The organism is Bartonella henselae str. Houston-1 (assembly GCF_000046705.1).
GTDB classification, from domain to species: domain Bacteria; phylum Pseudomonadota; class Alphaproteobacteria; order Rhizobiales; family Rhizobiaceae; genus Bartonella; species Bartonella henselae.
Map to the genome: position 1 here is coordinate 687,803 of NC_005956.1, position 26,172 is coordinate 713,974.

Annotated in this window: 20 protein-coding genes, 4 tRNA genes and 1 pseudogene; 23 read left to right on the forward strand and 2 right to left on the reverse strand. The window is 39.2% G+C overall.

From position 1 onward, the window contains the following. The first annotated feature begins 1 nt into the window (after nt 1). The 6 genes and pseudogenes from trkA (at nt 2) to AYT27_RS03060 (ending at nt 7,542) form a co-directional block, all read left to right on the forward strand. Nucleotides 2-1,378 (forward strand): Trk system potassium transporter TrkA, encoded by a 1,377-nt coding sequence (gene trkA / locus AYT27_RS03035; RefSeq protein WP_011180515.1) that lies wholly within the window; start codon nt 2-4, stop codon nt 1,376-1,378. An 11-nt stretch (nt 1,379-1,389) separates the two neighbouring features. Next, a pseudogene (locus AYT27_RS03040) lies at nt 1,390-2,195 on the forward strand (hypothetical protein). 145 nt (nt 2,196-2,340) lie between these two features. Further along, complete coding sequence (gene clpP / locus AYT27_RS03045; protein WP_011180516.1) at nt 2,341-2,973, forward strand: ATP-dependent Clp endopeptidase proteolytic subunit ClpP; 633 nt, start codon at nt 2,341-2,343, stop codon at nt 2,971-2,973. 184 nt (nt 2,974-3,157) lie between these two features. After that, nucleotides 3,158-4,432: an ATP-dependent Clp protease ATP-binding subunit ClpX gene (clpX, locus tag AYT27_RS03050; protein WP_011180517.1), complete on the forward strand. Its 1,275-nt coding sequence runs from the start codon at nt 3,158-3,160 to the stop codon at nt 4,430-4,432. A 181-nt stretch (nt 4,433-4,613) separates the two neighbouring features. Beyond that, nucleotides 4,614-7,037 (forward strand): endopeptidase La, encoded by a 2,424-nt coding sequence (gene lon / locus AYT27_RS03055; protein WP_011180518.1) that lies wholly within the window; start codon nt 4,614-4,616, stop codon nt 7,035-7,037. A gap of 229 nt (nt 7,038-7,266) precedes the next feature. After that, nucleotides 7,267-7,542 (forward strand): HU family DNA-binding protein, encoded by a 276-nt coding sequence (locus tag AYT27_RS03060; protein ID WP_011180519.1) that lies wholly within the window; start codon nt 7,267-7,269, stop codon nt 7,540-7,542. Between the two features lie 534 nt (nt 7,543-8,076). Here AYT27_RS03060 and trmFO read toward each other — a convergent pair. Further along, entirely contained in the window at nt 8,077-9,483 is a 1,407-nt protein-coding gene (gene trmFO, locus AYT27_RS03065) for a methylenetetrahydrofolate--tRNA-(uracil(54)-C(5))-methyltransferase (FADH(2)-oxidizing) TrmFO (protein ID WP_011180520.1), read from the reverse strand. Between the two features lie 166 nt (nt 9,484-9,649). Here trmFO and AYT27_RS03070 point away from each other — a divergent pair. The 6 genes from AYT27_RS03070 (at nt 9,650) to AYT27_RS03100 (ending at nt 15,343) form a co-directional block, all read left to right on the forward strand. Beyond that, nucleotides 9,650-9,732, forward strand: a tRNA-Leu gene (locus tag AYT27_RS03070). 133 nt (nt 9,733-9,865) lie between these two features. Beyond that, complete coding sequence (gene tig / locus AYT27_RS03075; RefSeq protein ID WP_011180521.1) at nt 9,866-11,275, forward strand: trigger factor; 1,410 nt, start codon at nt 9,866-9,868, stop codon at nt 11,273-11,275. A gap of 128 nt (nt 11,276-11,403) precedes the next feature. Then, the gene (gene gatB / locus AYT27_RS03080) at nt 11,404-12,903 is read left to right on the forward strand and encodes an Asp-tRNA(Asn)/Glu-tRNA(Gln) amidotransferase subunit GatB (protein WP_011180522.1); all 1,500 of its coding nucleotides are present in this window, start codon (nt 11,404-11,406) and stop codon (nt 12,901-12,903) included. Nucleotides 12,904-13,094: 191 nt separating this feature from the next. Beyond that, nucleotides 13,095-13,493: an NADH:ubiquinone oxidoreductase subunit NDUFA12 gene (locus tag AYT27_RS03085; protein ID WP_011180523.1), complete on the forward strand. Its 399-nt coding sequence runs from the start codon at nt 13,095-13,097 to the stop codon at nt 13,491-13,493. Nucleotides 13,494-13,578: 85 nt separating this feature from the next. Beyond that, complete coding sequence (locus AYT27_RS03090) at nt 13,579-14,004, forward strand: DUF2155 domain-containing protein (RefSeq protein WP_011180524.1); 426 nt, start codon at nt 13,579-13,581, stop codon at nt 14,002-14,004. A gap of 598 nt (nt 14,005-14,602) precedes the next feature. Further along, complete coding sequence (locus tag AYT27_RS03100) at nt 14,603-15,343, forward strand: rhomboid family intramembrane serine protease (RefSeq protein ID WP_011180525.1); 741 nt, start codon at nt 14,603-14,605, stop codon at nt 15,341-15,343. Here the strand turns inward: AYT27_RS03100 and rlmB are convergent. Further along, entirely contained in the window at nt 15,333-16,157 is an 825-nt protein-coding gene (gene rlmB, locus AYT27_RS03105; protein ID WP_011180526.1) for a 23S rRNA (guanosine(2251)-2'-O)-methyltransferase RlmB, read from the reverse strand. The two genes, AYT27_RS03100 and rlmB, sit on opposite strands and share 11 nt — an antisense overlap. Nucleotides 16,158-16,360: 203 nt before the next feature. Between rlmB and AYT27_RS03110 the strand changes: the two genes are divergently transcribed. The 11 genes from AYT27_RS03110 (at nt 16,361) to rpoB (ending at nt 26,071) form a co-directional block, all read left to right on the forward strand. Further along, nucleotides 16,361-16,444 (forward strand) — tRNA-Tyr (locus AYT27_RS03110). A gap of 29 nt (nt 16,445-16,473) precedes the next feature. Next, nucleotides 16,474-16,547, forward strand: a tRNA-Gly gene (locus AYT27_RS03115). A gap of 165 nt (nt 16,548-16,712) precedes the next feature. Further along, nucleotides 16,713-17,888 carry an elongation factor Tu gene (gene tuf, locus AYT27_RS03120; RefSeq protein ID WP_011180527.1) on the forward strand — a complete coding sequence of 392 codons (1,176 nt, stop codon included), beginning with the start codon at nt 16,713-16,715 and terminating at the stop codon, nt 17,886-17,888. Nucleotides 17,889-17,943: 55 nt separating this feature from the next. Continuing rightward, nucleotides 17,944-18,019, forward strand: a tRNA-Trp gene (locus AYT27_RS03125). A gap of 210 nt (nt 18,020-18,229) precedes the next feature. Further along, complete coding sequence (gene secE, locus AYT27_RS03130) at nt 18,230-18,442, forward strand: preprotein translocase subunit SecE (RefSeq protein ID WP_011180528.1); 213 nt, start codon at nt 18,230-18,232, stop codon at nt 18,440-18,442. A gap of 20 nt (nt 18,443-18,462) precedes the next feature. Beyond that, nucleotides 18,463-18,993, forward strand: coding sequence for a transcription termination/antitermination protein NusG (nusG, locus tag AYT27_RS03135; protein WP_011180529.1), 531 nt, complete (start codon nt 18,463-18,465; stop codon nt 18,991-18,993). 149 nt (nt 18,994-19,142) lie between these two features. Further along, nucleotides 19,143-19,571: a 50S ribosomal protein L11 gene (gene rplK, locus AYT27_RS03140; protein WP_011180530.1), complete on the forward strand. Its 429-nt coding sequence runs from the start codon at nt 19,143-19,145 to the stop codon at nt 19,569-19,571. 4 nt (nt 19,572-19,575) lie between these two features. Next, nucleotides 19,576-20,274: a 50S ribosomal protein L1 gene (gene rplA / locus AYT27_RS03145; RefSeq protein ID WP_011180531.1), complete on the forward strand. Its 699-nt coding sequence runs from the start codon at nt 19,576-19,578 to the stop codon at nt 20,272-20,274. A gap of 364 nt (nt 20,275-20,638) precedes the next feature. Further along, nucleotides 20,639-21,157 carry a 50S ribosomal protein L10 gene (rplJ, locus tag AYT27_RS03150; RefSeq protein WP_011180532.1) on the forward strand — a complete coding sequence of 173 codons (519 nt, stop codon included), beginning with the start codon at nt 20,639-20,641 and terminating at the stop codon, nt 21,155-21,157. A 102-nt stretch (nt 21,158-21,259) separates the two neighbouring features. After that, nucleotides 21,260-21,631 carry a 50S ribosomal protein L7/L12 gene (gene rplL, locus AYT27_RS03155; RefSeq protein ID WP_011180533.1) on the forward strand — a complete coding sequence of 124 codons (372 nt, stop codon included), beginning with the start codon at nt 21,260-21,262 and terminating at the stop codon, nt 21,629-21,631. Nucleotides 21,632-21,919: 288 nt separating this feature from the next. Next, nucleotides 21,920-26,071, forward strand: a complete 4,152-nt coding sequence (gene rpoB / locus AYT27_RS03160; RefSeq protein WP_011180534.1) for a DNA-directed RNA polymerase subunit beta — start codon at nt 21,920-21,922, stop codon at nt 26,069-26,071. Nucleotides 26,072-26,172 lie beyond the last annotated feature (101 nt).

Sequence of the window (26,172 nt, forward strand, 5' to 3'; positions counted from 1 at the left end):
TATGCGTGTTATTATTTGCGGGGCGGGACAGGTCGGTTATGGGATAGCAGAGCGTCTTGCTGCTGAAAATCACGATGTCACTGTTATTGATATTGAAGCGAGATTGATTGAAAAAATTCGTGATACGTTGGATGTGAGAGGTTTTGTTGGCCATGGTTCTCGTCCTGAGGTCCTTTTGGCTGCTGATGCAGATAAAGCTGATATGTTGATTGCAGTAACTTTATTTGATGAAGTCAATATGGTGACTTGTCAGGTGGCGCATTCATTGTTCAATGTTCCAACAAAAATTGCACGTATTCGCTCACAATCCTATTTAGAACCCCGTTATAAAACGCTTTTTGCTCGAGAAAATATTCCCATTGATGTGGTTATTTCGCCAGAAATTGAAGTTGGGGAAATGGTTCTGCGTCGTATTGCTCTACCTGGTGCAATAGATGTTCTTTATTTTTGCAACGATGATATTGTTGCGTTAGCCTTGGAATGTATGGAAGATTGCCCAGTTATTAATACACCTTTGCGTCAGTTAACGGAGCTTTTTCCGGATCTTCGTACGACAGTTACTGCTATTAAGCGTGGCTCAGAATTATTGGTAGCGCACTCAGAGACACAATTACAGGTTGGCGACATCACCTATCTTGTTGCTGCTCGTGATCAGATGCGCCGTGCAGTTGGGCTTTTTGGTCATAAAGAACAAGATGCACATCGCATGATTATTGCAGGAGGTGGACATATAGGTCTTTATGTTGCTCAAGCTATTGAAAAGCGCCTCCATAAATTAAGGTTAAAAATTATAGAATCGCAGAGAGAGAGAGCACTAACAATTGCTGATCAACTCGAAAAAACGACCGTTTTATATGGTAATGTATTAGATCCAGTTATTCTTCAGGAAGCTGGAATTGGTCAGGCCGATTTAATGATTACATTGACCAATCAAGATCAGGTCAATCTTTTGAGTGCTATTATTGCTAAGAGACTGGGATGCAAAGCCAATATGGTGTTAATCAATAATGTTGCTTATCAGGAATTTAGCCGCGCAGTTGGTGTGGATGCATATCTTAATCCACATAGTGTTACGATATCAAGAATTTTGCAACAAATGCGTCGTGGGCGTATTCGTGCTGTTCACTCGGTTTTTAATGGTCAGGCAGAAATTATTGAGGCTGAAGTGATGCAAACTTCTTCATTGGTTGGTAAGTCATTGTCGGAGCTAGGTTTATCAGACGGTTTAAGGATTGGTGCGATTTATCGCAATAAGACAATAATACAGCTTTCAGCAGATACGCGTATTTTGCCTGGCGATCGTGTCGTGATTTTTGCTCTTGCTGAATGTGTTCATGATGTTGAACAACTTTTTCGTGTAAGTTTGGAATATTTTTGATATATTGCTTAATGGATATTTGCACTGTTTTGTATAGCAGAAAATTGAGATTAGGTGAGAGACTTTATTTGCCTTCAATGGTAAAAACTGGGCAGCGCGTTAAGCTCTTTAATTATGGTAAAATGAAAAATTTACTTGCTGGTGTTGAATTACATGAAGACGAATCGATTCTACTACGTTCAGAAATTTACCGCCGTGATCCCAATTTTTCTGACAGTAAACCAGGATATACAATTGTTCAGTTTTCGGATTTTTTTCGTGTTATGTTGATGAAGTATCAACAAGGTGTTTGGTTGGATACAGATGTTTATCTGGTCAAACAGTTTCATCCAGATGTGAATAAAGATTGGTTCGCAAGAGAAAATGCTTTAAGAGTAGGTGTTTGTGCGCTTTATTTTCTACCTGATAACCCTATTATAAAGGTGTTTGGAGATTATTGGGCATGCACAGAAATTATTCTTGAGTAGCTTTGGTTTAGATGTCGTATTTGGAAGTCATTTTGGTTAAAGAGGAAAAAATATCTATTTTACTGGTAAATCTTGGAGTTATGATCTTTGGCAATGATGGTATTTCGCGATTAGCTAAACGGTATGGTTTTTTTTCATGATGCAAAGAAAAAGGAAATTTTTTATTATTGGACGGGGCAAAAAGTGAGTATATTTTTGATTTAGCTTTTGGTGTTGAGCTACTTGCAGATCCATGTTTTATAGGATTTCATATCCACAGAAAGGCAAAGACCACTCAAAAATCTCAAGAAGGCAGCTTTTACAATTGGGCACTGTCTCGCATTCTTGGTGCTCATGATTTGTTCTGTTAGAGTTGTTATTGCTATTTTAACCATTGGGATTTTAATTTTGCCTGAAGGAGCGTTGATTGTGGCTTACGCAAGAAACTAGTGTTAGCCTATGGATGAAAGCGTTAAATGCGTGAAAAGTGATTGTTATATGAACGGAATTAAAAATATGAGTGATCCAATAAAAACAGCATTAAGTCTTGTTCCTATGGTTATTGAACAAACTAATCGGGGCGAACGGGCCTATGATATTTTTTCTCGTCTTTTAAAAGAACGGATTATTTTTATTAATGGTCCCGTTGAAGACGGTATGGCGATGCTTGTTTGTGCACAATTACTCTTCTTGGAAGCGGAAAATCCTAAGAAGGAGATTAGTCTTTATATAAATTCTCCAGGTGGTGTCGTAACATCTGGTATGGCAATTTATGATACTATGCAGTTTATTCGCCCTCCTGTTTCTACGCTTTGCATGGGGCAGGCAGCATCTATGGGATCATTACTTTTAACGGCTGGAGCGAAAGGTCATCGTTTTACTCTGCCCAATGCACGTATTATGGTGCATCAGCCATCTGGTGGTTTTCAAGGTCAGGCTTCAGATATTGAGCGGCATGCGCAAGATATTATAAAGATGAAACAGCGTTTAAATGAAATTTATGTTCAACATACAGGTCAGAATTATGATGTTATTGAAAGAACGCTCGATCGTGATCATTTTATGACAGCGGAAGAAGCTAAGCAATTTGGTTTGGTTGATGATGTTATACAATATCGTGCAGAAACTGAAAAAGAAGAAAAAGATTAAGAGTTTTTATAGAAAAAGCCGCTAATTTAAGAAAGAGTTTTGTAAAAAATATCGCGACAATAAGAGAAAAACATCTAAAGATATTGAGACATGCATGGTTTTTATATGTCTTTTATTTTTTCATTATGAAAAACTTCCTTTAAAAAGGGGAAGTATTCATATATCGTGGTGAAAGGAAAGAGAAATGAGCAAACTTAGCAATAGCGGGAACGAATCGAAAAATACTCTCTATTGCTCGTTCTGCGGCAAAAGTCAGCATGAGGTGCGTAAGCTCATTGCGGGCCCTACTGTGTTCATCTGTGATGAATGCGTAGAGCTCTGCATGGATATTATTCGTGAAGAAAATAAGTCTTCTGGGATTAAAGCACGTGATGGTGTTCCTACTCCACAGGAAATTATAACAGTTCTCGATGATTACGTTATTGGTCAGCAGCATGCAAAGCGCGTTCTTTCTGTTGCTGTTCATAATCATTATAAACGGCTTGCACATCAGTCTAAAAGTAATGATATTGAATTAGCGAAGTCGAACATTCTTCTTGTTGGTCCAACGGGATGTGGTAAAACGTATCTAGCACAAACATTGGCCCGTATTATTGATGTCCCTTTTACGATGGCAGATGCGACCACTTTAACTGAAGCAGGCTATGTGGGTGAAGATGTTGAAAATATTATTCTAAAGCTTCTTCAGGCTGCTGACTATAATGTTGAGCGTGCACAACGTGGTATTGTGTATATTGATGAGGTCGATAAAATTTCTCGTAAGGCTGATAATCCTTCTATTACAAGAGATGTTTCGGGGGAAGGTGTTCAGCAAGCGTTGTTAAAAATTATGGAAGGAACAATTGCTTCTGTTCCTCCTCAGGGTGGACGTAAGCATCCACAGCAAGAATTTCTTCAGGTCGATACGACAAATATTTTATTTATTTGTGGAGGGGCTTTTGCTGGTTTGGAGCGAATTATTTCAGGACGTGGTGAAAAAACTTCTATTGGTTTTTCTGCTACCGTTAAAGCGCCTGATGAGCGTTGTGTTGGTGAGATTTTTCGTGACTTAGAGCCTGAAGATCTTATAAAATTCGGTTTGATACCAGAGTTTATTGGTCGTCTTCCCATTGTAGCGACCTTAGAGGATTTGGATGTTAATGCGCTTGTTCAAATTTTATCAAAACCAAAAAATGCGTTGGTAAAGCAATATCAGCGTCTTTTTGAAATGGAAAATGTCGAATTAGCATTTCATGAAGATGCTTTGCGAGTTATTGCCAAGAAGGCGATTGAGCGTAAAACTGGTGCGCGTGGTTTACGCTCTATTATGGAGAAGATACTTCTTGAGACGATGTTTGAGCTTCCGGCTCTTGAAGGCGTTCAAAAAGTAGTTATTTCGAGTGATGTAGTTGATGGGAAAGCGCATCCTCTTTACATTTACTCAGAACGTACAGAAGATAAAGAAAATGTATCGGCATGATGTTATGCGATATGAGAAGTAGGAATAAACATCATTTGAAGATGGATGTTTTTGGACATTATAGTCATAATGCTTGATTTATATGTTCCCAGTTCCCACTTCATGTATTATGGAGAACTGGAAGCTTTTCTAAAGGCGGGCTTGTGTAACGGATAGATTATAGGCTCCAGAAAGGAGAATTATGCAATATATTGATGAAAAGACAGATGGGGTAAGGGGAGAAGTTTATGCTGTTTTACCTCTTCGTGATATAGTTGTCTTCCCACATATGATTGTTCCACTTTTTGTAGGCCGAGAAAAATCAATTCGAGCTCTCGAAGAGACGATGGCGGTTGATAAACAGATATTATTGGTGACGCAAAAAAATGCTTCTGATGATGATCCAAAATCGGAAGATATTTATGATATTGGTACGTTTGCTAATATTCTGCAACTTTTAAAGCTTCCTGATGGAACTGTAAAGGTTTTGGTGGAGGGGATTGCACGTGCAAGAATTAGCCAATTTACTACGAATGAAAATTATCATCAGGCCCTCGCAACTCTTACAGAGGAGCCTAGAGAGAACGATGTTGAGATTGAAGCTCTTTCGCGATCGGTGATTGCTTATTTTGAAAATTATGTAAAGCTTAATAAAAAGATTTCTCCTGAAGTGGTCAATGCTATTGGCCAGATTGATAATCCTTCTAAACTTGCCGATACTATTGCTTCGCATTTGATGATTAAACTTTCAGAAAAGCAAGAAATATTAGCGCTATTACCTGTGCGTGATCGCCTTGAACGTGTTCTTTCTTTTATGGAAGGAGAGATTTCTGTTTTGCAGGTTGAGAAGCGTATTCGTTCACATGTTAAACGGCAAATGGAAAAAAACCAACGGGAATATTATCTCAATGAGCAGATGAAGGCTATTCAGAAAGAGTTAGGAGCAAGCGATGATAGCCGCGATGAGCTCTCTGAGTTAGAAGAACGCATTACAAAGACAAAACTTTCGAAGGAAGCGCGCGAAAAGGCTGGAGCAGAACTTAGAAAATTACGGAATATGTCTCCTATGTCTGCAGAAGCAACAGTTGTGCGTAATTATCTTGATTGGTTATTAGCAATGCCTTGGGGGAAAAAGTCGAAGATCAAAAACAATTTAGACTTTGCTGAAAAGGTCATGAATAATGAGCATTTTGGTCTTGAAAAAGTTAAGGAGCGAATTATCGAATATTTGGCAGTACAAAGTCGTGCATCAAAAATAAAAGGTCCTATTATTTGTTTGCTAGGTCCTCCTGGTGTAGGAAAAACATCACTTGCTCGCTCTATTGCAAAAGCGACGGGGCGTGAGTATGTTCGTATCTCCTTGGGAGGGGTAAGGGATGAAGCAGAAATTCGCGGACATCGCCGAACATATATTGGTTCTATGCCTGGAAAAATTATTCAGTCTATGAAAAAAGCTAAGAAATCTAATCCTCTTTTCTTGCTTGATGAAATTGATAAAATGGGGCAAGATTTTCGTGGTGATCCCTCTTCGGCTTTATTGGAAGTGCTTGATCCTGAACAAAATGGTACTTTTATTGATCATTATTTGGAAGTCGAATATGATCTTTCCGATGTCATGTTTATTACAACTGCTAATACTCTGAATATTCCAGGACCGTTAATGGATCGGATGGAAATTATTCGTATTGCAGGTTATACTGAATGTGAAAAAATGGAGATTGTTAAGCAGCATCTTTTACCAAAAGCACTGAAGGATCATTGTTTAACTAGAAAAGAGTTTAGTGTTTCTGATGGCGCTATAAGATCAATGATACAATTTTATACACGTGAGGCAGGTGTTCGTAACCTTGAGCGTGAATTAATGAAGGTAGCACGTAAATCAGTTACCAAAATTCTTAAAACGCAGCAAAAATCTGTAAAAGTTACGGAAAATAATATTAATGACTTCTTGGGTGTTAAACGTTATCGCTATAACCAGATTGAAGGTGAAAATCAAATTGGTATTGTGACTGGCCTTGCTTGGACTGAAGTTGGGGGAGAGTTATTGACCATTGAAGGTGTTATGATGTCCGGTAAAGGCAAGATGACTGTAACTGGAAATTTACGTGATATCATGAAAGAGTCAATTTCAGCGGCAGCATCTTATGTGCGTTTTCGTGCTATTGATTTTGGTATTGAACCCCCACTTTTTGATAAACGTGATATCCATGTTCATGTTCCAGAAGGTGCTACACCAAAAGATGGGCCATCAGCTGGAATTGCAATGGTGACGGCAATTGTTTCGGTATTAACAGGGATAGCTGTGCATAAAGATATTGCGATGACTGGTGAAATTACTTTACGCGGGCGTGTTTTACCAATTGGTGGATTAAAAGAAAAGCTTCTTGCAGCTCTTCGAGGAGGTATAAAAAAAGTACTCATTCCTGAAGAAAATGCAAAAGATTTGATTGATATTCCTGATGATGTCAAAAATAATATGGAAATTATTCCTGTAAGTCATGTGAGTGAAGTTCTTAGACACGCTTTGGTTCGTTTTCCTGATCCTATTGGATGGACAGAGCCCTCTACGGTGTCTGTCCCTATCAGGACAGAAAACGAAAGCGAAGGAATACAGATTGCACACTGATTCACTTTCCACTTTTTATTGAATTTTAAAAGCAGCAGAAGGCATTTTCGTGGTTATTTTTCTGTTCATTTTGAAAAAAAGTAAAAAATTCCGTGAATAACTGTGATTATTGCTAAAAAAACAATGTTTTGAATAAAAATAAGGCTTCTGTTTACTGTACTTTTCAATAAACTGGCCGATGACACGGTTAAGTTGTGTTATTTGGTAATATAGGGAAAGGAAATATTCCATGAATAAAAGTGAATTGGTGAGTTCCGTTGCTGAAAAAGCAGGTGTTTCGAAAGCGCAGGCAGGCTCTGTTGTCGATGCTTTTATCGCTTCTGTAACAGAAGCTTTAGCTTCAGGAGGAGATGTTCGTCTTCCAGGTTTTGGTTCTTTTGAAGTTTCTCATCGTGCTGCTACAAAGGGGCGTAATCCTTCAACTGGCGCTGAAATTAATATTCCAGCGCGTTCTGTGCCCAAATTTTCTGCAGGGAAAAGTCTAAAAGAAGCAGTTAACAAATAATAAATTAAACCGCACTAAAAAAACCCGGTTTATTTATAACCGGGGTTTTCTAGAAGTGTTGTATGCATGCTTTTCATACGAAGTTTTGTAGTATGTTTTGTTTCGACTGTTTCAGTATTTTTTAAAGATTCTTTTAGGGTTTACAGAAAGTACTCTATGGACAAATATATCTTTATTTCAGCATTTTCAAATAAAATATTTAACTGTAAGAGTTAGTGTCAACTGTAAAATGGTGAGCTTAACTTTATGACACAAAATAACACCAAACTTCCTCTAAATAGCAGAAAATTATGGCATTGATTAAAAGTCCTGTTAGCAGGTAAGCGTTTGGTATCTATTTGGTTGCATTTACTATTGCAGCATATTTTCTATCATGGCTGATTTAAATGATTGAAGTGTGTTTGAAAATTGTTTTTAAGAATAGTTTTTTGTTGTTATTGAGGGTAAATGACGTCGATCTAAATAGATCGAAGGGCGAAAGATATCATCTGTATCATGAAAATCAAAGACAACAATTGGTTAATGGTGATTGATCTAGAGTTTATTTTTTTCTTCGTTGATTAGCCACTGAATGCAAGTGTTAAGAGCTCTGGCAGTTATTGCTTGTTTTTTTGCTAATTTTTTTTCTTTACTTGGCAAACGTTTTCCTGAATAAGAAGCAGAAGCAATAGGAGGGAAAAGTCCAAAATTGATGTTCATTGGTTGAAAAGATTTTCTTCCTGTTTTTTCATCTACGATATGTCCACCGGTAATATGGTTCAAGAGAGCTCCCAATGCTGTGGTTAATGGTGGTAGGCAAGGGCAATTATAGTGATATTCAGCAGCGGCAAAACGTCCAGCAAGAAGCCCTATTGCTGATGATTCTACATACCCCTCACATCCGGTAATTTGCCCTGCAAAGCGCAGTCCAGGCCTTTGTTTTAAACGAAGAGTTTGATCAAGAATGATTGGTGAGTTGAGATAGGTATTACGGTGAAGTCCACCAAGGCGAGCGAACTCTGCGTTCTCAAGACCGGGAATCATTCTAAAAATGCGAACTTGTTCGCCATATTTCAATTTTGTTTGAAAGCCTACCATATTATAAAGGGTTCCAAGCTTATTGTCTTGGCGTAATTGGACGACGGCATAAGCTTTAACTGTGGGATTATGAGCATTAGTTAATCCCATAGGCTTCATGGGACCATGTCTGAGCGTTTCAAGTCCGCGTTCCGCCATAACTTCGATTGGTAAGCATCCATCAAAATAGGGTGTTTTTTCAAAGTCGCGGAATTCTGTTTTTTCCGCATTTTTCAACGCTTGAACAAATGCTTCATATTGTTCTTTATTAAGGGGACAATTAAGATAATCCTTTCCTGTTCCCTCAGGACCGATTTTATCATAGCGCGATTGATACCAACAAATATCCATATTAATACTATCGGTATAGATAATAGGTGCGATAGCATCAAAAAAAGAGAGAGCTTCTGTTCCGGTTATTGTTTGGATTGCTTTAGCGAGTTTTGGTGAGGTAAGGGGGCCTGTTGCAATGATAATGTGAGGCCAATTCTCAGGAATCTCTTGAATTTCTTCACGCTTTATTGTTATAAGAGGATGATTTTCGAGCGCTGCCGTAACGGTTTTTGAAAATCCATCACGATCAACGGCAAGCGCACTTCCTGCTGGTACCTTATTAGCATCTGCAGCCTTCATAATTAAGGACTTTGCCAATCGCATTTCAGTATGGAGAAGGCCTACAGCATTTGTTGAGGAATCATCAGAACGAAATGAGTTTGAACATACTAGTTCGGCAAGCTGGCCGGTTTTATGGGCCTCAGATTTTTTTTGGGGCCGCATTTCATGTAAGATAACGGGAATTCCTGATTGAGCGATTTGCCAGCTTGCTTCACATCCAGCAAGACCGCCGCCGATGATATGAATTGGAGTGCTGAGTTTATTGAACATAATTTACTTTTAGCGGAAGCTGTCTTATCTGAAAAGTATAGATTTTTGTTTTTGTAATTTGTGAGAATATATGTATTTGATTTTTTGAATATATTTGTTTGCTTTTTTTCTTTAATTAATGGTATAGAAAACGCCGCTTGTATAGGGTTAGTGGTTTGTAGTTTGAGCGGATGTGGCGAAATTGGTAGACGCACCAGATTTAGGTTCTGGCGGGAGACCGTGGGGGTTCGAGTCCCTCCATCCGCACCAGAGGAATTCTTTAAGCACTATGAACATCTATGTGTCTGGAATTCCGCTTCATGGTGATTTAACACTTAAGTGTTAGAATGTAGTTATTATCAGAGTGGGGTCATCCCTCTTTTAAGAAAATGAAGGTTGTTGAATGCAGGTTACCGAGACGCTTAATGAAGGACTGAAGCGCGAAATTAAGATCGTGGTTCCAGCGAGAAATTTAGAAGAGAAATTGAATGAACGGTTGGATAATACCAAGGATAAAATCAAACTTAATGGTTTCCGTCCCGGTAAGGTACCAGCTGGATACTTACGAAAGATGTACGGCAAGTCTTTTATGGCGGAAATTCTCAATGAGATTGTCAGCGATGCGTCTCGTTCTATTTTAGCTGAGCGTGGTGAGCGTTCGGCTATGCAGCCAAAAATTGATGTAGAAGAAGATAAAAAGATTCTAGATGGCAAAGCCGATTTTATTTTTAGTTTAAAATATGAAGTTTTGCCAAAATTTGAAATTAAGGACTTTGAACATATTGAAATTATCCGTGAAATTGCGGTTATTCCTGAACAAGAGATTGATGATCAAGTAAAGCGTGTACTTTCCTCTGCGTGTAACTATTCTTTAAAAGATGGTCCTTCTGAGGAAGGTGATCGTGTTACGATAGACTATATTGGTAAACTTGAGGGTGTTCCATTTGAGGGTGGAGCAGAGAGTGATGCACAATTGATTCTGGGGTCAAAGCAATTTATTCCCGGTTTTGAAGAGCAATTAGTTGGTGTAAAAGCAGGGGATATGAAAACAATTTCTGTTAAGTTTCCTGACAATTACAGTGCGGTTCATTTGGCTGGTAAGAATGCAGAATTTGATATCACCGTTAAAGCCGTCTGCAAATCGGACGAGCTAAAAATTGATGATGAAGCAGCACAAAAAGTTGGTTTGGAGTCTTTAGAGCGTTTGCGTGAAGTTGTTCGTGGACAGATTGAAAGCCAATATGGTTCAATGACACGTCAAAAAATTAAGCGTCAAATTCTTGATGCTTTAGATGCTGATTATAATTTTGAGATTCCTGAAGGACTTTTAGAAATTGAATTTAATAATATATGGGCTCAGGTTAATGATGATTTAAAAAAGGCTGGGCGTAGTTTCGAAGATGAAGGCGTTACAGAGGAACAGGCACGGGAAGAATATCGTGTGCTTGCACAGCGCCGTGTTCGTCTTGGTTTGGTACTTTCTGAAATTGGAATGAATATTGGTGTTAAAGTAAGTGAAGATGAGTTAAAAGCAGCAGTTTTTGATCAAGTTCGCCAGTATCCTGGACAAGAGAAAGAAATTATGGACTTTTTCCGTAATACTCCGGAAGCTGTTGCAAATCTACGTGCTCCGATTTTTGAAGAAAAAGTTATTGATCATTTGTTGGCACGGATAAAAGTCACAGATAAAGAAGTGACAGTTGAAGAGCTTATGAAAGAATATGATGAAACAGATTTAACGGAAAAAAAACCGCTAAAGAAAAAAACTGCAGAGAAAGTTTCAACTAAGAAAAAGGCACCTAAAAAAAGTTAATATTTATACAAATAGAACAAGCCCGATGAAGTCGGGCTTTTTTATAAGATTTGTATTCTAGGCTTGCACGTAGAGTGGTTTTAGATTAGCCATCAGGTATATTTTTTTATATTGATAGTGGATTGACAATGGAAATCGTTGATACGCGTACTCCTAATTCTAAGCGTTTTATTTCTGGAGTTACAGGTGATTGGGAAGTCATCATTGGCATGGAAGTCCATGCGCAAATTATATCAAATTCAAAACTTTTTTCAGGTGCATCAACCAAATTTGGTGCGGAGCCGAATAATCACGTGTCACTTATTGATGCTGCTATGCCTGGCATGTTGCCTGTTCTTAATCAAGAATGTGTTCGTCAAGCAGTTCGAACTGGTTTGGGATTAAAGGCGCGTATTAATCTGAGATCTGTTTTTGATCGGAAGAATTATTTTTATCCAGATTTACCGCAAGGATATCAAATTTCTCAATTTCGTTATCCGATTGTCGGAGAGGGGAAGATTATCATATCTATTGGTCCGGATTCAAATGGTCAGTTTGAGGATATTGAAGTTGGGATTGAGAGATTACACCTTGAGCAGGATGCTGGAAAATCTATGCATGATCAGCATCCAACAATGTCTTTTGTGGATCTTAACCGTTCTGGTGTCGCTCTTATGGAAATTGTTTCTAAACCAGATATGCGCTCGGCAGATGAAGCTAAAGCCTATATGACAAAATTGCGTACGATTGTTCGTTATTTGGGAACTTGCGATGGCAATATGGATGAAGGTTCCATGCGTGCGGATGTTAACGTATCAGTTCGTCGCCCTGGTGAGAGTTTTGGAACACGTTGTGAAATAAAAAATGTTAATTCTATTCGATTTATTGGCCAAGCGATTGAATATGAGGCGCGCCGTCAAATTGCGATTTTAGAAGATGGTGGTGTTATAGATCAAGAAACTCGGCTGTTTGATGCTGCGAAAGGGGAAACACGATCTATGCGCTCAAAGGAAGAAGCGCATGATTATCGTTATTTTCCTGATCCTGATCTTTTGCCATTGGAATTTGATCAAGCATTTGTGGATGCTTTGGCAGCTGAATTGCCTGAATTGCCTGATGATATAAAAATACGTTTTATCAACGAGATGGGGTTGACAGCATATGATGCTTCCATTCTTGTAACAGAAAAAGCCATTGCTAATTATTTTGAAAAAGTAGCACATGGGCGTGATGGAAAAACTGTTGCCAATTGGGTAATTAATGATCTTTTGGGTGCTTTAAATAAAGATAATCGTGAAATTGAAGAGACACCAGTCTCACCGGATCAGTTGGGAAGCATTATTGATCTTATTAAGGAAGGGACTATTTCTGGAAAAATTGCCAAAGATCTTTTTGAAATTATTTGGCATGAAGGTGGGGATCCGCGTCAGATTGTAGAAGAACGCAATATGAAACAGGTAACAGATACAAAGGCTATAGAGAGAGCTGTTGATGAAATTATGGCCAATAATTCTGATAAAGTTGCGCAAGCAAAACAAAAACCTGCTTTAGCGGGTTGGTTTGTTGGGCAGGTCATGAAAACAACAGGTGGTAAGGCAAATCCTCAAACTGTTAATGAATTGGTTAAACTGAAACTTGGTATAGATTAATATTATGGGGTGGAGAAAAATCCGTAAATATGATATTTTCTTGGAGTTTAGGAATACGAATTCGAAATTTTTATACCAAATGAAATCCTGATAAAGTTTACAGGTGATCTTTATCTCTAGTAATTTCAAGCATCATAACAGGTTTATTCCAACGATTAATTTTGTAGGTATACCGAGAAATGGAATAAAGAATGGCGAGTTTTTTTAAGCAAGTTTTTACGTGGTGGAGTGGAAATACCGTCAATACGCGCTTTTTTACGTGGTGCAAAGGCAAGCGCGTAGGAGAGGACCAGTTTGGGAATATTTATTATGAAGGTGGCTATCATAAAGATGGTTATCAGCGCCGTTGGGTTATTTATAAAGATTATTCTGAAGCGTCTACTATTCCACCAGGTTGGCATGGCTGGATTCATCATCGCTGTGATATTCCACCTACGCAGGAGAATTATCAGCCATATGAATGGGAAAAGCCCCATGTTGCGAACATGACAGGGACAAGTGCAGCTTATCGACCAAAGGGTTCGATCTTTCATAAAGATGAGCGTTCTTCTACACATGAAGACTATGATGCATGGTCGCCTAAAAAATGAAGTGTTTTAGTGCGTGAGTGTGTTTTTTTCTTATTTCCACTCTTTTTAGTTAGAATTGTTTTTTATATGCGATTGATTTGAGATTATGATTTTTTTTTTACTGCCAAGGTTAAGGCATATTTTTTGCGCTTGTTTTATGGGAATTGTAGGTACTTTATCTTCAATGGATGGAGTGCAGGCTGAACGTGTTAGCAATGGAATTGCTGTTTTTGCAGGTCTTGATAAAATTACTGGTCGGACTACACGTTTTGAAGTTTCTCTTGGTGAAGTTTATCAATACGGTGCTTTGCAGGTGACACCACGAGTATGCTATACGAGTTCTAAGGATGAGCCAACTCGTACAACTGGTTTTGTTGAAGTGAACGAGGTAACATTAGATAAAAAGGTACGGCGTATTTTTACAGGATGGATGTTTGCAGATAGTCCTGGCTTGAATGCTGTAGAACATCCTATTTATGACGTATGGTTAAAAGATTGTAAGCAGAGTTCTCAAAATCTGCTTCTTCAATGATTTTTATATAAAACTGTATATTGAAATCAGCTTATTATTCTTTATAATTCTTTTATGAAAATATCTTTTTAAATTACAGCAGTAAAAGGTTAAATCAAAGATTTAGTGATATTTTTATTTTCTCGTTTCTAGGCAGTTTCTCTACTTGATAGTTATGATGATTTTTGTGAAGAGGCTAACTATAAGATTGCAAAACTGTCAGACTTCATTTTTGTAAAGAAAAAAGATAAATGAGATAATGAGCTTTGTCTTAATAATGGTTTTATCTTTTTATTTTGATTGCTCTGTAAGTTAAAGAGTTTAATAATCAATCTTATGTTATTTGTCTAGGAGGAGTTTCATCTAATTTAACAATCTTAGTTTAAGTTTTATATGGTGCAAAAATTTTGTGAATGATATTTTTTATATCCATTTTTTTGAAAATCTTTTGGATAGGACATAAAAATCTTTCCATATAAAGATATTTGGCTTTATGAGTAAAAATCGGAAAATTGTAAATTAAAAGGTTTGGTGTTTCATTATCAAAATTGATATATTTATTTTGTGTATTTTGTGCAAAAAAACTATCAATTTTGTAAAGAGTACGAGATTTTATACAATGAAAGATGCTGACCGCCAATTTAATAATGCTTTTTTGCTACCAAAACAGCCTCGGGAATCATTTTTGAATATTCCATTGACTATAGTTATTTTGATAGCACTTTGTTTTTGTATTTATTGCGTTACCCAGTATTTTTTTTCTGATGAGCTTTATATTGAAAGCCTTGAATTTTTTTCATTTACACCAGTATTATTCAAGGCTGCACCTTTAGCATTTGCTCATACTATTATGAGTTATTCATTCATGCATGGGAGTTTTGAACATACTACTATTAATATGGCTTGGCTTTTAGTTTTTGGGTCTCCTTTGGTAAGACATTTTGGCAGTTTACGTTTTTTAGTTTTTTGGGTCTTAACAGCAGCTATTTCTGCGTTGACTTATTTTGCATTTCATCAAAATAGTATAGCATCGCTTGTTGGGGCTTCGGGTGCAGTTTCTGGAATGATGGGTGCTATTGCACGTTACGGTTTTTCTCCTGTTTATTTTGGTATCAGTACGCAAAATGGGAGGTTTTTTGGGCCTTTGTGGTCGATTAAAAAAACACTTTGTTCCAAGACGGTCCTTGTTTATGTTGGTGTATGGCTGATAATTAATTTCATTATAGGTATTTCTTCCTCTTTGTTTGAAAGAGACGATATTTCAATTGCATGGGAGGCCCACATTGGTGGGCTTGTTTCGGGTTTTTTGTTGGTTGGTATTTTTGACGTTTCGCCCGGTAAAGTAAAGATTATCCTCTAAGATATTTATGAGCTGCATAGAGCGCTATTGTTGCTGCGTTTGAAACGTTTAACGATTTAATATTTCCAGGCATATCAAGGCGTGTTAATGCACAAACGTTTTCACGTGTTTTTTTGCGTAAGCCTTTACCTTCTGCTCCTAGAACAAGAGCAATTTTTTCTCCTGTTAATGTTGTTTCGAGAGGATGATTGCCTTCTGAATCAAGTCCAAAACTGATAAAGCCTGCTTTATGGAGTTCTTGGAGTGTTTCTGCGAGGTTTTGTACGGTGATATAATGAATCATTTCCAACGCTCCGGATGCGGCTTTAGCAAGAACACCGCTTTCTTGGGGGGAGTGGCGATAAGTTGTAATAAGTGCCTCAGCTTTAAATGCGACTGCAGAGCGCATAATAGCGCCGACATTATGTGGATCAGTAATTTGATCCATTACAATGACAAGATCAGTATTTGTTAGTTCGGATAATTGACACGGCTTGAGAGGTTCAGTTTCCAAAACAATACCTTGATGAACTGCATCATTTCCAACGAACGAATCAAGTTGTTTGGGTAAGCATAATGTGATGGGACAAGGTAAATCTGATTCGGGTATATTTAATCGTTTTAAGGCATTTGGTGTGATATAGAGATGTTCAAAAACTCTTTTAGGATTTTTTAAAGCTGCATGAACGGAATGAAGACCATAAAGATAGATTGTTCCATGTCTCATGGGAACAGATTTCTGTTTCATGCGCGCTGCAGGTAGAAAGCCTTTTTTATCGTGAGATCGACGCTGTAAGCGATTATAGTGAAAACTTTTCGATATTTTTTCTCTCATATCCTCTTTATAGCGCGTTAATAATAAAAGTAGAGAGAAAAAAGCTGTGGTTTAAAATTATTAGCAAGAAATTTGTACGGAATCGTATTTATTCTGTTGACAGATACGATGGTAATCGGCATAACCACCCAACAACCAATTTGAAATAGGTGATCAAAATTTGGTTGTCGTGATGCCTTATCGCGCAGCTTTGCCGGTGGAATGGAGGGGTGCCCGAGTGGTTAAAGGGGGCGGACTGTAAATCCGTTGCGTATGCTACGTTGGTTCGAATCCAACCCCCTCCACCATTCATCGAAGGAGAGTTGTTACGTGGTATGCGGGTATAGCTCAATGGTAGAGCAGCAGCCTTCCAAGCTGAATATGCGGGTTCGATTCCCGCTACCCGCTCCAGACGGTTGTTAATGCCGTATAGTTGTTGATGATTGGGTTGAGTGAGAGTGATGGGAGAATATTTCCATCTAAGAGATATAATGGCCGGGGTGACCTATCAGTCTGATTTAATTCAGTTCTGCAGGCCTGTTTCCAGGTGCTAACAAAACTAAGAGATTGGCAGCGATGGCGAAGAGCAAATTTGAACGCACGAAACCGCATGTTAATATTGGTACGATTGGTCACGTTGACCATGGGAAGACCTCGTTGACGGCAGCGATTACGAAATATTTTGGTGAATTTAAGGCCTATGACCAAATTGATGCAGCGCCTGAGGAGCGTGCACGTGGAATTACTATTTCTACAGCGCATGTTGAATATGAAACAGAGAAGCGGCATTATGCACATGTTGATTGTCCAGGTCACGCGGATTATGTGAAGAACATGATCACGGGCGCGGCGCAAATGGATGGTGCGATTTTGGTTGTTTCAGCTGCTGATGGTCCGATGCCTCAAACACGTGAGCATATTCTTCTTGCCCGTCAGGTTGGTGTTCCAGCGATTGTTGTTTTTCTTAATAAGGTTGATCAGGTTGATGATGCTGAGCTTTTGGAGCTTGTTGAGCTTGAAGTTCGGGAGTTATTGTCGAAATATGATTTTCCAGGAGACGATATTCCGATCGTTAAAGGTTCTGCTTTGGCAGCGCTTGAAGATAAAGATAAAAGCATTGGTGAAGATGCGGTTCGTCTTTTGATGAGTGAAGTTGATAATTATATACCGACGCCTGAACGTCCTGTTGATCAGCCGTTTTTGATGCCAATTGAAGATGTTTTTTCGATTTCGGGTCGTGGAACTGTTGTGACGGGTCGTGTTGAGCGTGGTGTTATTAAGGTTGGTGAAGAAGTTGAGATTATCGGCATTCGTCCAACTTCTAAGACAACAGTTACAGGGGTTGAAATGTTCCGCAAGCTTTTAGATCAGGGGCAAGCGGGTGATAATATTGGAGCGCTGCTTCGTGGTATTGATCGTGAAGGGATTGAGCGTGGACAAGTTTTGGCGAAGCCTGCTTCGGTTACACCTCATACGAGATTTAAAGCAGAGGCTTACATTTTGACGAAAGATGAAGGTGGTCGTCATACTCCATTTTTCACGAATTATCGTCCTCAGTTTTATTTCCGTACTACGGATGTAACGGGAATTGTTACGCTTCCAGAAGGTACAGAGATGGTTATGCCTGGTGATAATGTTGCTATGGATGTCTCTCTGATTGTTCCAATTGCCATGGAAGAAAAACTTCGTTTTGCTATCCGTGAAGGTGGTCGTACTGTTGGTGCAGGTATCGTTTCTAAGATCATTGAGTAAATAATGGTTGTTGCATTATTGAAGGTGTATTAAAGATATTTTAATTTTGAGAGTTAGGGGTATAGCTCAGTTGGTAGAGCGGCGGTCTCCAAAACCGCAGGTCGCGGGTTCGAGCCCTGCTGCCCCTGCCAGACAGTTAGGCTTTTAATTATTGAGAAGGTAGATTTTACTGCCTTCCTTTCTTTTTTTTGTGTGGGGCTTGTTTTTTTGTACGTGAATCGGTATTGAGTAGAGGATAAGAGAATTGTATAAGGCTGAAGATTGGCCTTTTGCATTTTTATCGTATTTATTTTTTTTGTTGTATAACTCACAATAAGGTTAGAAAGAGTATAGTGTGACTGATGCCATCTAAAACCAATCCCATTACCTTTTTAAAACAGGTTTATGCAGAGACAGTTAAGGTGAAGTGGCCTACGCGTCGTGAGACAGTGATATCTACATTTATGGTGTTATTGGTAACGTCATTGGCTTCAGCTTTCTTTTTTATTGTGGATCAGGTTATGCATTTTAGTGTTTGGCGTTTTATTGATCTCCTGAAATATCTTTTTAGTTGATAGTGCAAGGAAGTGTTACTGTGGCTGCTCGTTGGTATATTGTTCAAGCATATTCAAATTTTGAAAAGAAAGTAGCGGAAGCTATTGATAAGGAGGCGAAGCAAAAAGGACTTGATCATTTATTTGAAAAGATTTTTGTACCGACGGAGCGTGTTATTGAAGTTCGTCGTGGTCGTAAGGTTGATGCTGAGCGAAAGTTTTTTCCTGGTTATGTTCTTGTTTGTGCTGAGTTGACAGATGAGGTTTATCATCTCATTAAGAATACACCTAAGGTGACAGGTTTTTTGGGTTCGGATTCGCGTCCTGTTCCAATTTCTGATCGAGAAGCTGAGCAAATTCTTAAACAAGTTCAGGAAAGGGTTGAGTCTCCGAAGGCCTCTGTATTGTTTGAAGTTGGGGAACAAGTTCGCGTTGCTGATGGTCCTTTTGTTTCGTTTAATGGAGTTGTTCAGGAAGTTGAAGAAGAGCGCTCTCGTCTTAAGGTTGAGGTGTTGATTTTTGGGCGTCCTACGCCTGTTGATTTGGAGTTTAATCAGGTTGAAAAACTCTGATTAAGCTTAGGGTGGTTTTAATCACCTTGGGTACTGGTGGGAGGTGAGTTATGGCTTTTGTCGGCTTAACAATTCGAACCACTTGAACTGCAGTAGGTGGCAGACAAGATGATTTGTCGGCTTGCCAGTGAAATTGAAGGCAGATTGTTATGGCAAAAAAAAGTATAGGTCAGCTAAAGTTGCAGGTTCCTGCAGGAGCGGCTACTCCGTCTCCACCGATTGGTCCTGCTCTTGGTCAGCGTGGTATTAATATTATGGAATTCTGTAAGGCGTTTAATGCGGCTACACAAGAAATGGAAAAGGGTGCACCAATTCCCGTAATTATCACTTATTACCAAGATAAGTCTTTTACATTTTCTCTAAAGACGCCTCCTGTATCGTTTTTCTTAAAGAAGGAAGCAAATTTGAAATCTGGTTCAAAAGAGCCGGGTAAAGTCTCTGTAGGGAGTATTTCTCGCGATAAAATTCGTTCAATTGCACAAGCAAAGATGAAGGATCTTAATGCAAATGACATTGAAGCGGCGATGCGCATGGTAGAAGGTTCTGCTCGCTCTATGGGCTTGGAAGTGGTGGGCTAATATTATGGGAAAAGTAGCAAAAAGAATAAAAAATATCCGCAAAGATATTAATTTCAATGAACTTTACGCTTTAAAAGATGCTGTTTCGATGGTTAAAGAGCGTGCAATTGCTAAGTTTGATGAAACAATAGAAATTTCAATGAACTTAGGGGTTGATCCTCGTCATGCAGATCAAATGGTACGAGGTGTCGTTCATTTGCCTAATGGAACTGGACGTAATGTTCGAGTGGCTGTTTTTGCACGTGGGGATAAAGCTGAGGAAGCTAAGACTGCTGGTGCGGATATTGTAGGTGCTGAAGATTTATTTGAAAGCATTAATGGTGGGGCTATTGATTTTGATCGTTGTATTGCAACACCAGATATGATGCCTCTTGTTGGGCGTCTTGGTAAGATTCTGGGGCCACGAAATTTGATGCCGAATCCAAAAGTTGGTACTGTGACACTTGATGTTGCTAATGCTGTTAAAGCTTCTAAAGGTGGTGCTGTTGAGTTTCGCGTTGAAAAAGCTGGTATTGTGCATGCTGGTATCGGTAAGGCTTCTTTTGGAGTTGAGAAGATAGTAGAGAATATTAAAGCTTTTGCTAGTGCAGTTATTAAAGCTAAGCCGCAAGGTGCAAAAGGTGAATATATTAAGCGTGTTGCAGTTTCTTCTACTATGGGGGTTGGAATTAAAGTTGATCCTGCGACTGTTCGTTCAGAGTAGGTATGAGCAGATTTATCATTTTATTTTGGGGTATGTGAATATCAGAAATATATTTAAGGTGTCGGTTTTTATCGACATTTTGCTATCTAAGCTTTATTGAGCTTGGGTTATAACGGAAGAAATTCCGGAATATCCTGTCCGAGATTGTGGGTGATACTGTTTGAGTATCTTAATCAAAAAAACCTGCATGAGACTGGGGTAAGAACTGTAGAGTTTAAAGACTTAAAGGGTTTGAGCCAGGGTTACCTTTGATCGTTGTTCGTGAAAAGGGGACAGGATCCTCATCGATAACATAAAATATTTTATGTTATTAAAGGTAACCAACAGATTTGTTTTAAGAAAATCTGTTAAATGGAGAGAGACAGTGAATAGAGCGGAAAAACGCGAATTTGTTACATGGCTTAACGAGGCTTTTCGAAAGTCTGGTTCTGTTATTGTTGCACATTATTCCGGTCTGACGGTTTCACAGATGAACGATCTTCGTTCGAAAATGAGTGAAGCTGGCGGTGCCATTAAAGTCGCCAAAAACCGTCTTGCTAAAATTGCTCTTCAGGGCACGGAATCTGAATCGATAGTAGATTTGTTTAGTGGGCAGACACTTATTGCTTATTCAGAAGATCCAATTACAGCACCGAAAGTTGCTGTTGATTTTGCGAAAACCAATGACAAATTTGTTATCCTTGGCGGCTCAATGGGCGCAACAAGTTTGAGTGTAGATGCTGTGAAATCTTTAGCTTCATTGCCTTCACTCAACGAGTTGCGGGCAAAACTTGTGGGTATGATTTCTACTCCTGCGACTCGTATCGCACAGGTTGTTAATGCTCCTGCTGGTCAGGTTGTACGTGTTATTGGCGCATATGCTCAGGAGGGTAAGGCGGCTTAGGGCTGTTTTGTACTCATGGTGATAGAAGAGTTATAATGTTTTTCTATTTTTTAAATAAGTTCTAAACAATGGTTCAAATCTTTTAATTAAAGGAATTTTAAAATGGCTGATCTAGCGAAGATCGTAGAAGACCTTTCTAACCTAACCGTTTTGGAAGCTGCTGAGCTTTCTAAGTTACTTGAAGAAAAATGGGGAGTTTCGGCTGCCGCTCCTGTAGCTGTTGCTGCTGTTGCTGGTGCTGCTGCTCCCGTTGCTGAAGAAAAAACAGAATTTGATGTTATTCTTGTTGAAGGTGGTGCACAGAAAATTAATGTCATTAAGGAAGTTCGTGCTCTTACAGGACTTGGTCTTAAAGAAGCTAAAGATCTGGTTGAGGGTGCGCCCAAGCCTATTAAAGAGGGTGCTTCTAAAGATGAAGCAGAAAAAATTAAATCTCAGCTTGAAGCTGCTGGTGCTAAAGTTGAACTTAAATAAATTTGATTTTATCGGCGGACTTTTATATCCGCCGATTTTCTTTCTCCTGAAAAGAGGAAAGGTTATTGATGCAGCCCTTTTTCCAACAGTTCATTAGCTGTAATAGGTATGGGGTTACTCTTGCTGTCCCCTCATTGTAGAGCCAAGTCAATGGATTTCTATTATGAATGGGGCAAATTGGTGGTACTCACTATTGGGTATCAAATGAACTGGTCTGCATGTGCAGGTTAATGATGTAAAGCTTTCAAGGTTTAGTCTACCTTGAAGAGTAAAGATCGAGGAGCGACGATGGCTCAGACCCTAGCAATGACGTCTCAATTCAATGGTCGTAAGCGCGTACGCAAGTTTTTTGGTAAGATTCCTGAAGTGGCAGAAATGCCAAATCTTATTGAGGTTCAAAAAGCATCATATGATCAGTTTCTCATGATTGAGGAACCGAAAGGCGGGCGTCCAGATGAAGGCTTGCAGGCTGTTTTTAAATCGGTATTTCCTATTTCGGATTTTTCCGGTACAGCTATGCTCGAGTTTGTTGGTTATCAATTTGATTCACCAAAATTTGACGTTGAAGAATGTCGTCAACGTGATTTGACTTATGCTGCACCATTAAAGGTGATATTGCGTTTAATCGTTTTTGATGTTGATGAAGATACAGGTTCGAAAGATATCAAGGATATTAAAGAGCAAGGCGTTTATATGGGCGATATGCCTTTAATGACGACGAATGGTACCTTTATTGTTAATGGAACGGAGCGTGTTATTGTTTCACAAATGCATCGTTCTCCAGGTGTCTTTTTTGACCATGATAAAGGAAAATCACATTCATCAGGAAAGTTTCTTTTTGCTGCTCGTGTTATTCCTTATCGCGGTTCTTGGCTAGATATTGAATTTGATGCTAAGGACATCATTTATGCTCGTATTGATCGGCGGCGCAAAATTCCTGTTACAAGTCTTTTGATGGCATTAGGGATGGATGCATCAGATATTTTGTCGACTTTTTATAATAAAGTTACCTATGAGCGAGATGGGGATGGATGGCGTATTCCTTATTCTGTTGATCGCTTTAAAGGCATGAAGCTTGTTTCTGATCTTATAGATGCCGACAGTGGTGAAGTTGTTGCAGAAGCTGGTAAAAAACTAACGGTTCGTGCAGCGAAGGCTTTAGCAGAAAAAGGTCTAAAGGCAGTTAAAGTCAGTGAAGACGATTTATTAGGATCCTATCTCGCAGAAGATATAGTTAATTACCAGACAGGTGAAATTTATCTTGAAGCTGGTGATGAAATTGACGAAAAAACGTTAAGAGTTTTGTTTGATGTTAATGCGGATCAAATCGATATTCTTGATATTGATCACATGAATATTGGGGCATATATCCGTAATACTTTAAAAGTGGATAAAAATGAAAGTCGGCAAGATGCATTGTTTGATATCTATCGTGTAATGCGTCCAGGTGAGCCGCCAACAATGGATACAGCAGAAGCTATGTTCCATTCGTTATTTTTTGATCCGGAGCGTTATGATCTTTCCGCTGTTGGGCGTGTTAAGATGAATTTGCGTATGGATCTTGATTGTCCAGATACAGTCCGAGTTTTGCGTCAAGAAGATATTCTTGCTGTGGTTAAGATGTTGGTTGAATTGCGCGATGGCCGTGGTGAAATTGATGATATTGATAATCTTGGCAATCGTCGCGTTCGTTCCGTCGGGGAGTTAATGGAAAATCAGTATCGCATTGGCTTACTTCGTATGGAGCGTGCGATAAAAGAGCGTATGTCCTCGGTTGAAATTGATACCGTCATGCCACAGGATTTGATTAACGCAAAGCCAGCTGCTGCAGCTGTTCGCGAATTTTTTGGGTCTTCGCAATTATCACAGTTTATGGATCAAACCAACCCATTATCGGAAATTACCCATAAGCGGCGTCTTTCTGCTCTTGGTCCAGGTGGTTTAACCCGTGAACGGGCAGGTTTTGAAGTTCGTGACGTACATCCTACACATTATGGTCGTATTTGCCCGATTGAAACGCCGGAAGGTCCTAATATTGGTCTGATTAATTCCTTAGCAACCTTTGCGCGTGTTAATAAATATGGTTTTATTGAAAGTCCATACCGCAAAATTATTGATGGGAAAGTGACAACGGAAGTTATTTATCTTTCTGCTATGGAAGAGTCAAAACACTATGTGGCTCAGGCTAATTCTTCCTTAGATGCTGAAGGACGTTTGTCAGAAGAGTTTGTTGTTTGCCGTCATGCAGGTGAAGTTTTGATGGCTCCGCGCGATCATGTTGATTTGATGGATGTTTCACCAAAACAGTTGGTTTCAGTAGCTGCTGCTCTTATTCCGTTTTTGGAAAATGATGATGCGAATCGTGCGTTGATGGGATCTAATATGCAGCGTCAGGCAGTTCCACTTGTACGTGCTGAAGCACCATTTGTTGGTACGGGAATGGAGTCAATAGTAGCTCGCGATTCAGGAGCTGCTGTTGCTGCAAGGCGTAGTGGTATTGTTGATCAAGTTGATGCAACACGTATTGTTATTCGTGCGACAGAAGATTTAGATCCTTCAAAATCTGGTGTTGATATTTATCGTTTGCAGAAATTTCAGCGTTCTAATCAGTCTACTTGTATTAATCAACGTCCTCTTGTGCATGTTGGTGATCGGGTAGAAAAGGGCAATATCATTGCGGATGGTCCATCTACAGATCTTGGAGATCTCGCTCTTGGTCGGAATGTTCTTGTGGCATTTATGCCTTGGAATGGCTACAATTATGAAGATTCTATTTTGCTTTCTGAACGTATTGTTGCTGATGATGTTTTTACCTCGATTCATATTGAGGAGTTTGAGGTTGCAGCACGTGATACAAAGCTTGGTCCTGAAGAAATTACGCGAGATATTCCTAATGTTGCAGAGGAAGCATTAAGGAATCTTGACGAAGCTGGAATTATCTATATTGGTGCTGAAGTTCAACCTGGTGATATTTTGGTTGGTAAGATTACCCCAAAGGGTGAAAGTCCCATGACACCGGAAGAGAAGCTTCTGCGTGCAATTTTTGGGGAAAAAGCTTCAGATGTTCGTGATACTTCTATGAGAATGCCTCCTGGGGCTTTTGGAACTGTTGTTGAAGTTCGTGTTTTTAATCGTCATGGTGTGGAAAAAGATGAGCGTGCGATGGCGATTGAACGCGAAGAAATTGAACGTTTAGCTAAAGATCGTGATGATGAGCAGTCGATTCTTGATCGCAATGTTTATGCACGTCTTACTGATATGTTGGTAGGTAAAGTTGCTGTGGAGGGCCCAAAAGGTTTTTCAAAAAACAAGAAGCTGGATACTACAATAATGGGGCATTATCCACGATCTCAGTGGTGGCAGTTTACGGTTGAGGATGAAAAGCTTCAGAATGAAATTGAGGCTTTGCGTAATCAGTATGATGAATCGAAAGAAGCTTTGCAACGTCGTTTTATGGATAAAGTTGAAAAAGTTCAAAGAGGCGATGAAATGCCCCCTGGTGTCATGAAGATGGTAAAGGTTTTTGTGGCTGTGAAGCGTAAAATCCAACCAGGCGATAAGATGGCAGGACGTCATGGAAATAAGGGTGTTGTTTCACGTATTCTTCCAATAGAGGATATGCCATTTCTTGAAGATGGGACCCATGCTGATATCGTCTTGAATCCGCTCGGTGTGCCTAGTCGTATGAATGTTGGTCAAATTCTTGAGACACATCTTGGTTGGGCCTGTGCAGGTATGGGCAAGAAGATTGGCGATTTGGTGGACTTGTATCAAGAGACTGGTGATATACTTCCTTTGCGTCAGCGTATAGAGAATCTTATGCCTGATGATGATCATAATGAACCAGTGCGTCAGTATGATAATGAGAGCCTTTACAAATTGGCACTACAGATGAGGAAAGGTGTTTCAATTGCAACTCCTGTTTTTGACGGAGCACATGAAGCTGATATCAACATGATGCTGGAAGATGCCGGTTTGGATAGCTCAGGGCAGGTTACGCTTTATGATGGTCGTACTGGAGAGCCTTTTGATCGTCCTGTGACGGTGGGGTATATTTATATGTTGAAATTGCATCACCTTGTTGATGATAAGATTCATGCTCGGTCAATTGGACCATATTCGCTTGTTACGCAGCAACCATTAGGTGGTAAGGCGCAGTTTGGTGGTCAGCGTTTTGGTGAAATGGAGGTTTGGGCACTTGAAGCTTACGGTGCAGCATACACTTTGCAGGAGATGCTGACAGTGAAATCGGATGATGTAGCGGGGAGAACAAAAGTTTATGAGGCGATTGTGCGCGGTGATGATACATTCGAGGCAGGTATACCTGAGAGCTTTAATGTGTTAGTGAAAGAAATGCGTTCACTCGCTCTTAATGTAGAACTTGATGATGCGCGTGAGCTTATTGCACAACGTGCATTATCTGATACAACAGAACAATAATTCAACGAGCGCGCTGGAAAGAGTGCGCTCTGGTTGTCTTGAAAAGGCTAAATAAAGGAATTTCTATTAAGTTATTACAGACAGTTTAAAAAGTAAAAACA

What these genes read in the sequence shown, in the direction of transcription:
- lon (WP_011180518.1), top strand. Translation starts at nt 4,614, where the DNA reads ATGCAATATATTGATGAAAAGACAGATGGGGTAAGGGGAGAAGTTTAT.
- rplK (WP_011180530.1), top strand. Translation starts at nt 19,143, where the DNA reads ATGGCAAAAAAAAGTATAGGTCAGCTAAAGTTGCAGGTTCCTGCAGGA.
- tuf (WP_011180527.1), top strand. Translation starts at nt 16,713, where the DNA reads ATGGCGAAGAGCAAATTTGAACGCACGAAACCGCATGTTAATATTGGT.
- trkA (WP_011180515.1), top strand. Translation starts at nt 2, where the DNA reads ATGCGTGTTATTATTTGCGGGGCGGGACAGGTCGGTTATGGGATAGCA.
- AYT27_RS03090 (WP_011180524.1), top strand. Translation starts at nt 13,579, where the DNA reads ATGATTTTTTTTTTACTGCCAAGGTTAAGGCATATTTTTTGCGCTTGT.
- trmFO (WP_011180520.1), bottom strand. Translation starts at nt 9,483, where the DNA reads ATGTTCAATAAACTCAGCACTCCAATTCATATCATCGGCGGCGGTCTT.
- clpP (WP_011180516.1), top strand. Translation starts at nt 2,341, where the DNA reads ATGAGTGATCCAATAAAAACAGCATTAAGTCTTGTTCCTATGGTTATT.
- gatB (WP_011180522.1), top strand. Translation starts at nt 11,404, where the DNA reads ATGGAAATCGTTGATACGCGTACTCCTAATTCTAAGCGTTTTATTTCT.
- secE (WP_011180528.1), top strand. Translation starts at nt 18,230, where the DNA reads ATGCCATCTAAAACCAATCCCATTACCTTTTTAAAACAGGTTTATGCA.
- rlmB (WP_011180526.1), bottom strand. Translation starts at nt 16,157, where the DNA reads ATGAGAGAAAAAATATCGAAAAGTTTTCACTATAATCGCTTACAGCGT.
- AYT27_RS03100 (WP_011180525.1), top strand. Translation starts at nt 14,603, where the DNA reads ATGAAAGATGCTGACCGCCAATTTAATAATGCTTTTTTGCTACCAAAA.
- rpoB (WP_011180534.1), top strand. Translation starts at nt 21,920, where the DNA reads ATGGCTCAGACCCTAGCAATGACGTCTCAATTCAATGGTCGTAAGCGC.
- rplL (WP_011180533.1), top strand. Translation starts at nt 21,260, where the DNA reads ATGGCTGATCTAGCGAAGATCGTAGAAGACCTTTCTAACCTAACCGTT.
- AYT27_RS03060 (WP_011180519.1), top strand. Translation starts at nt 7,267, where the DNA reads ATGAATAAAAGTGAATTGGTGAGTTCCGTTGCTGAAAAAGCAGGTGTT.
- rplA (WP_011180531.1), top strand. Translation starts at nt 19,576, where the DNA reads ATGGGAAAAGTAGCAAAAAGAATAAAAAATATCCGCAAAGATATTAAT.
- AYT27_RS03085 (WP_011180523.1), top strand. Translation starts at nt 13,095, where the DNA reads ATGGCGAGTTTTTTTAAGCAAGTTTTTACGTGGTGGAGTGGAAATACC.
- tig (WP_011180521.1), top strand. Translation starts at nt 9,866, where the DNA reads ATGCAGGTTACCGAGACGCTTAATGAAGGACTGAAGCGCGAAATTAAG.
- clpX (WP_011180517.1), top strand. Translation starts at nt 3,158, where the DNA reads ATGAGCAAACTTAGCAATAGCGGGAACGAATCGAAAAATACTCTCTAT.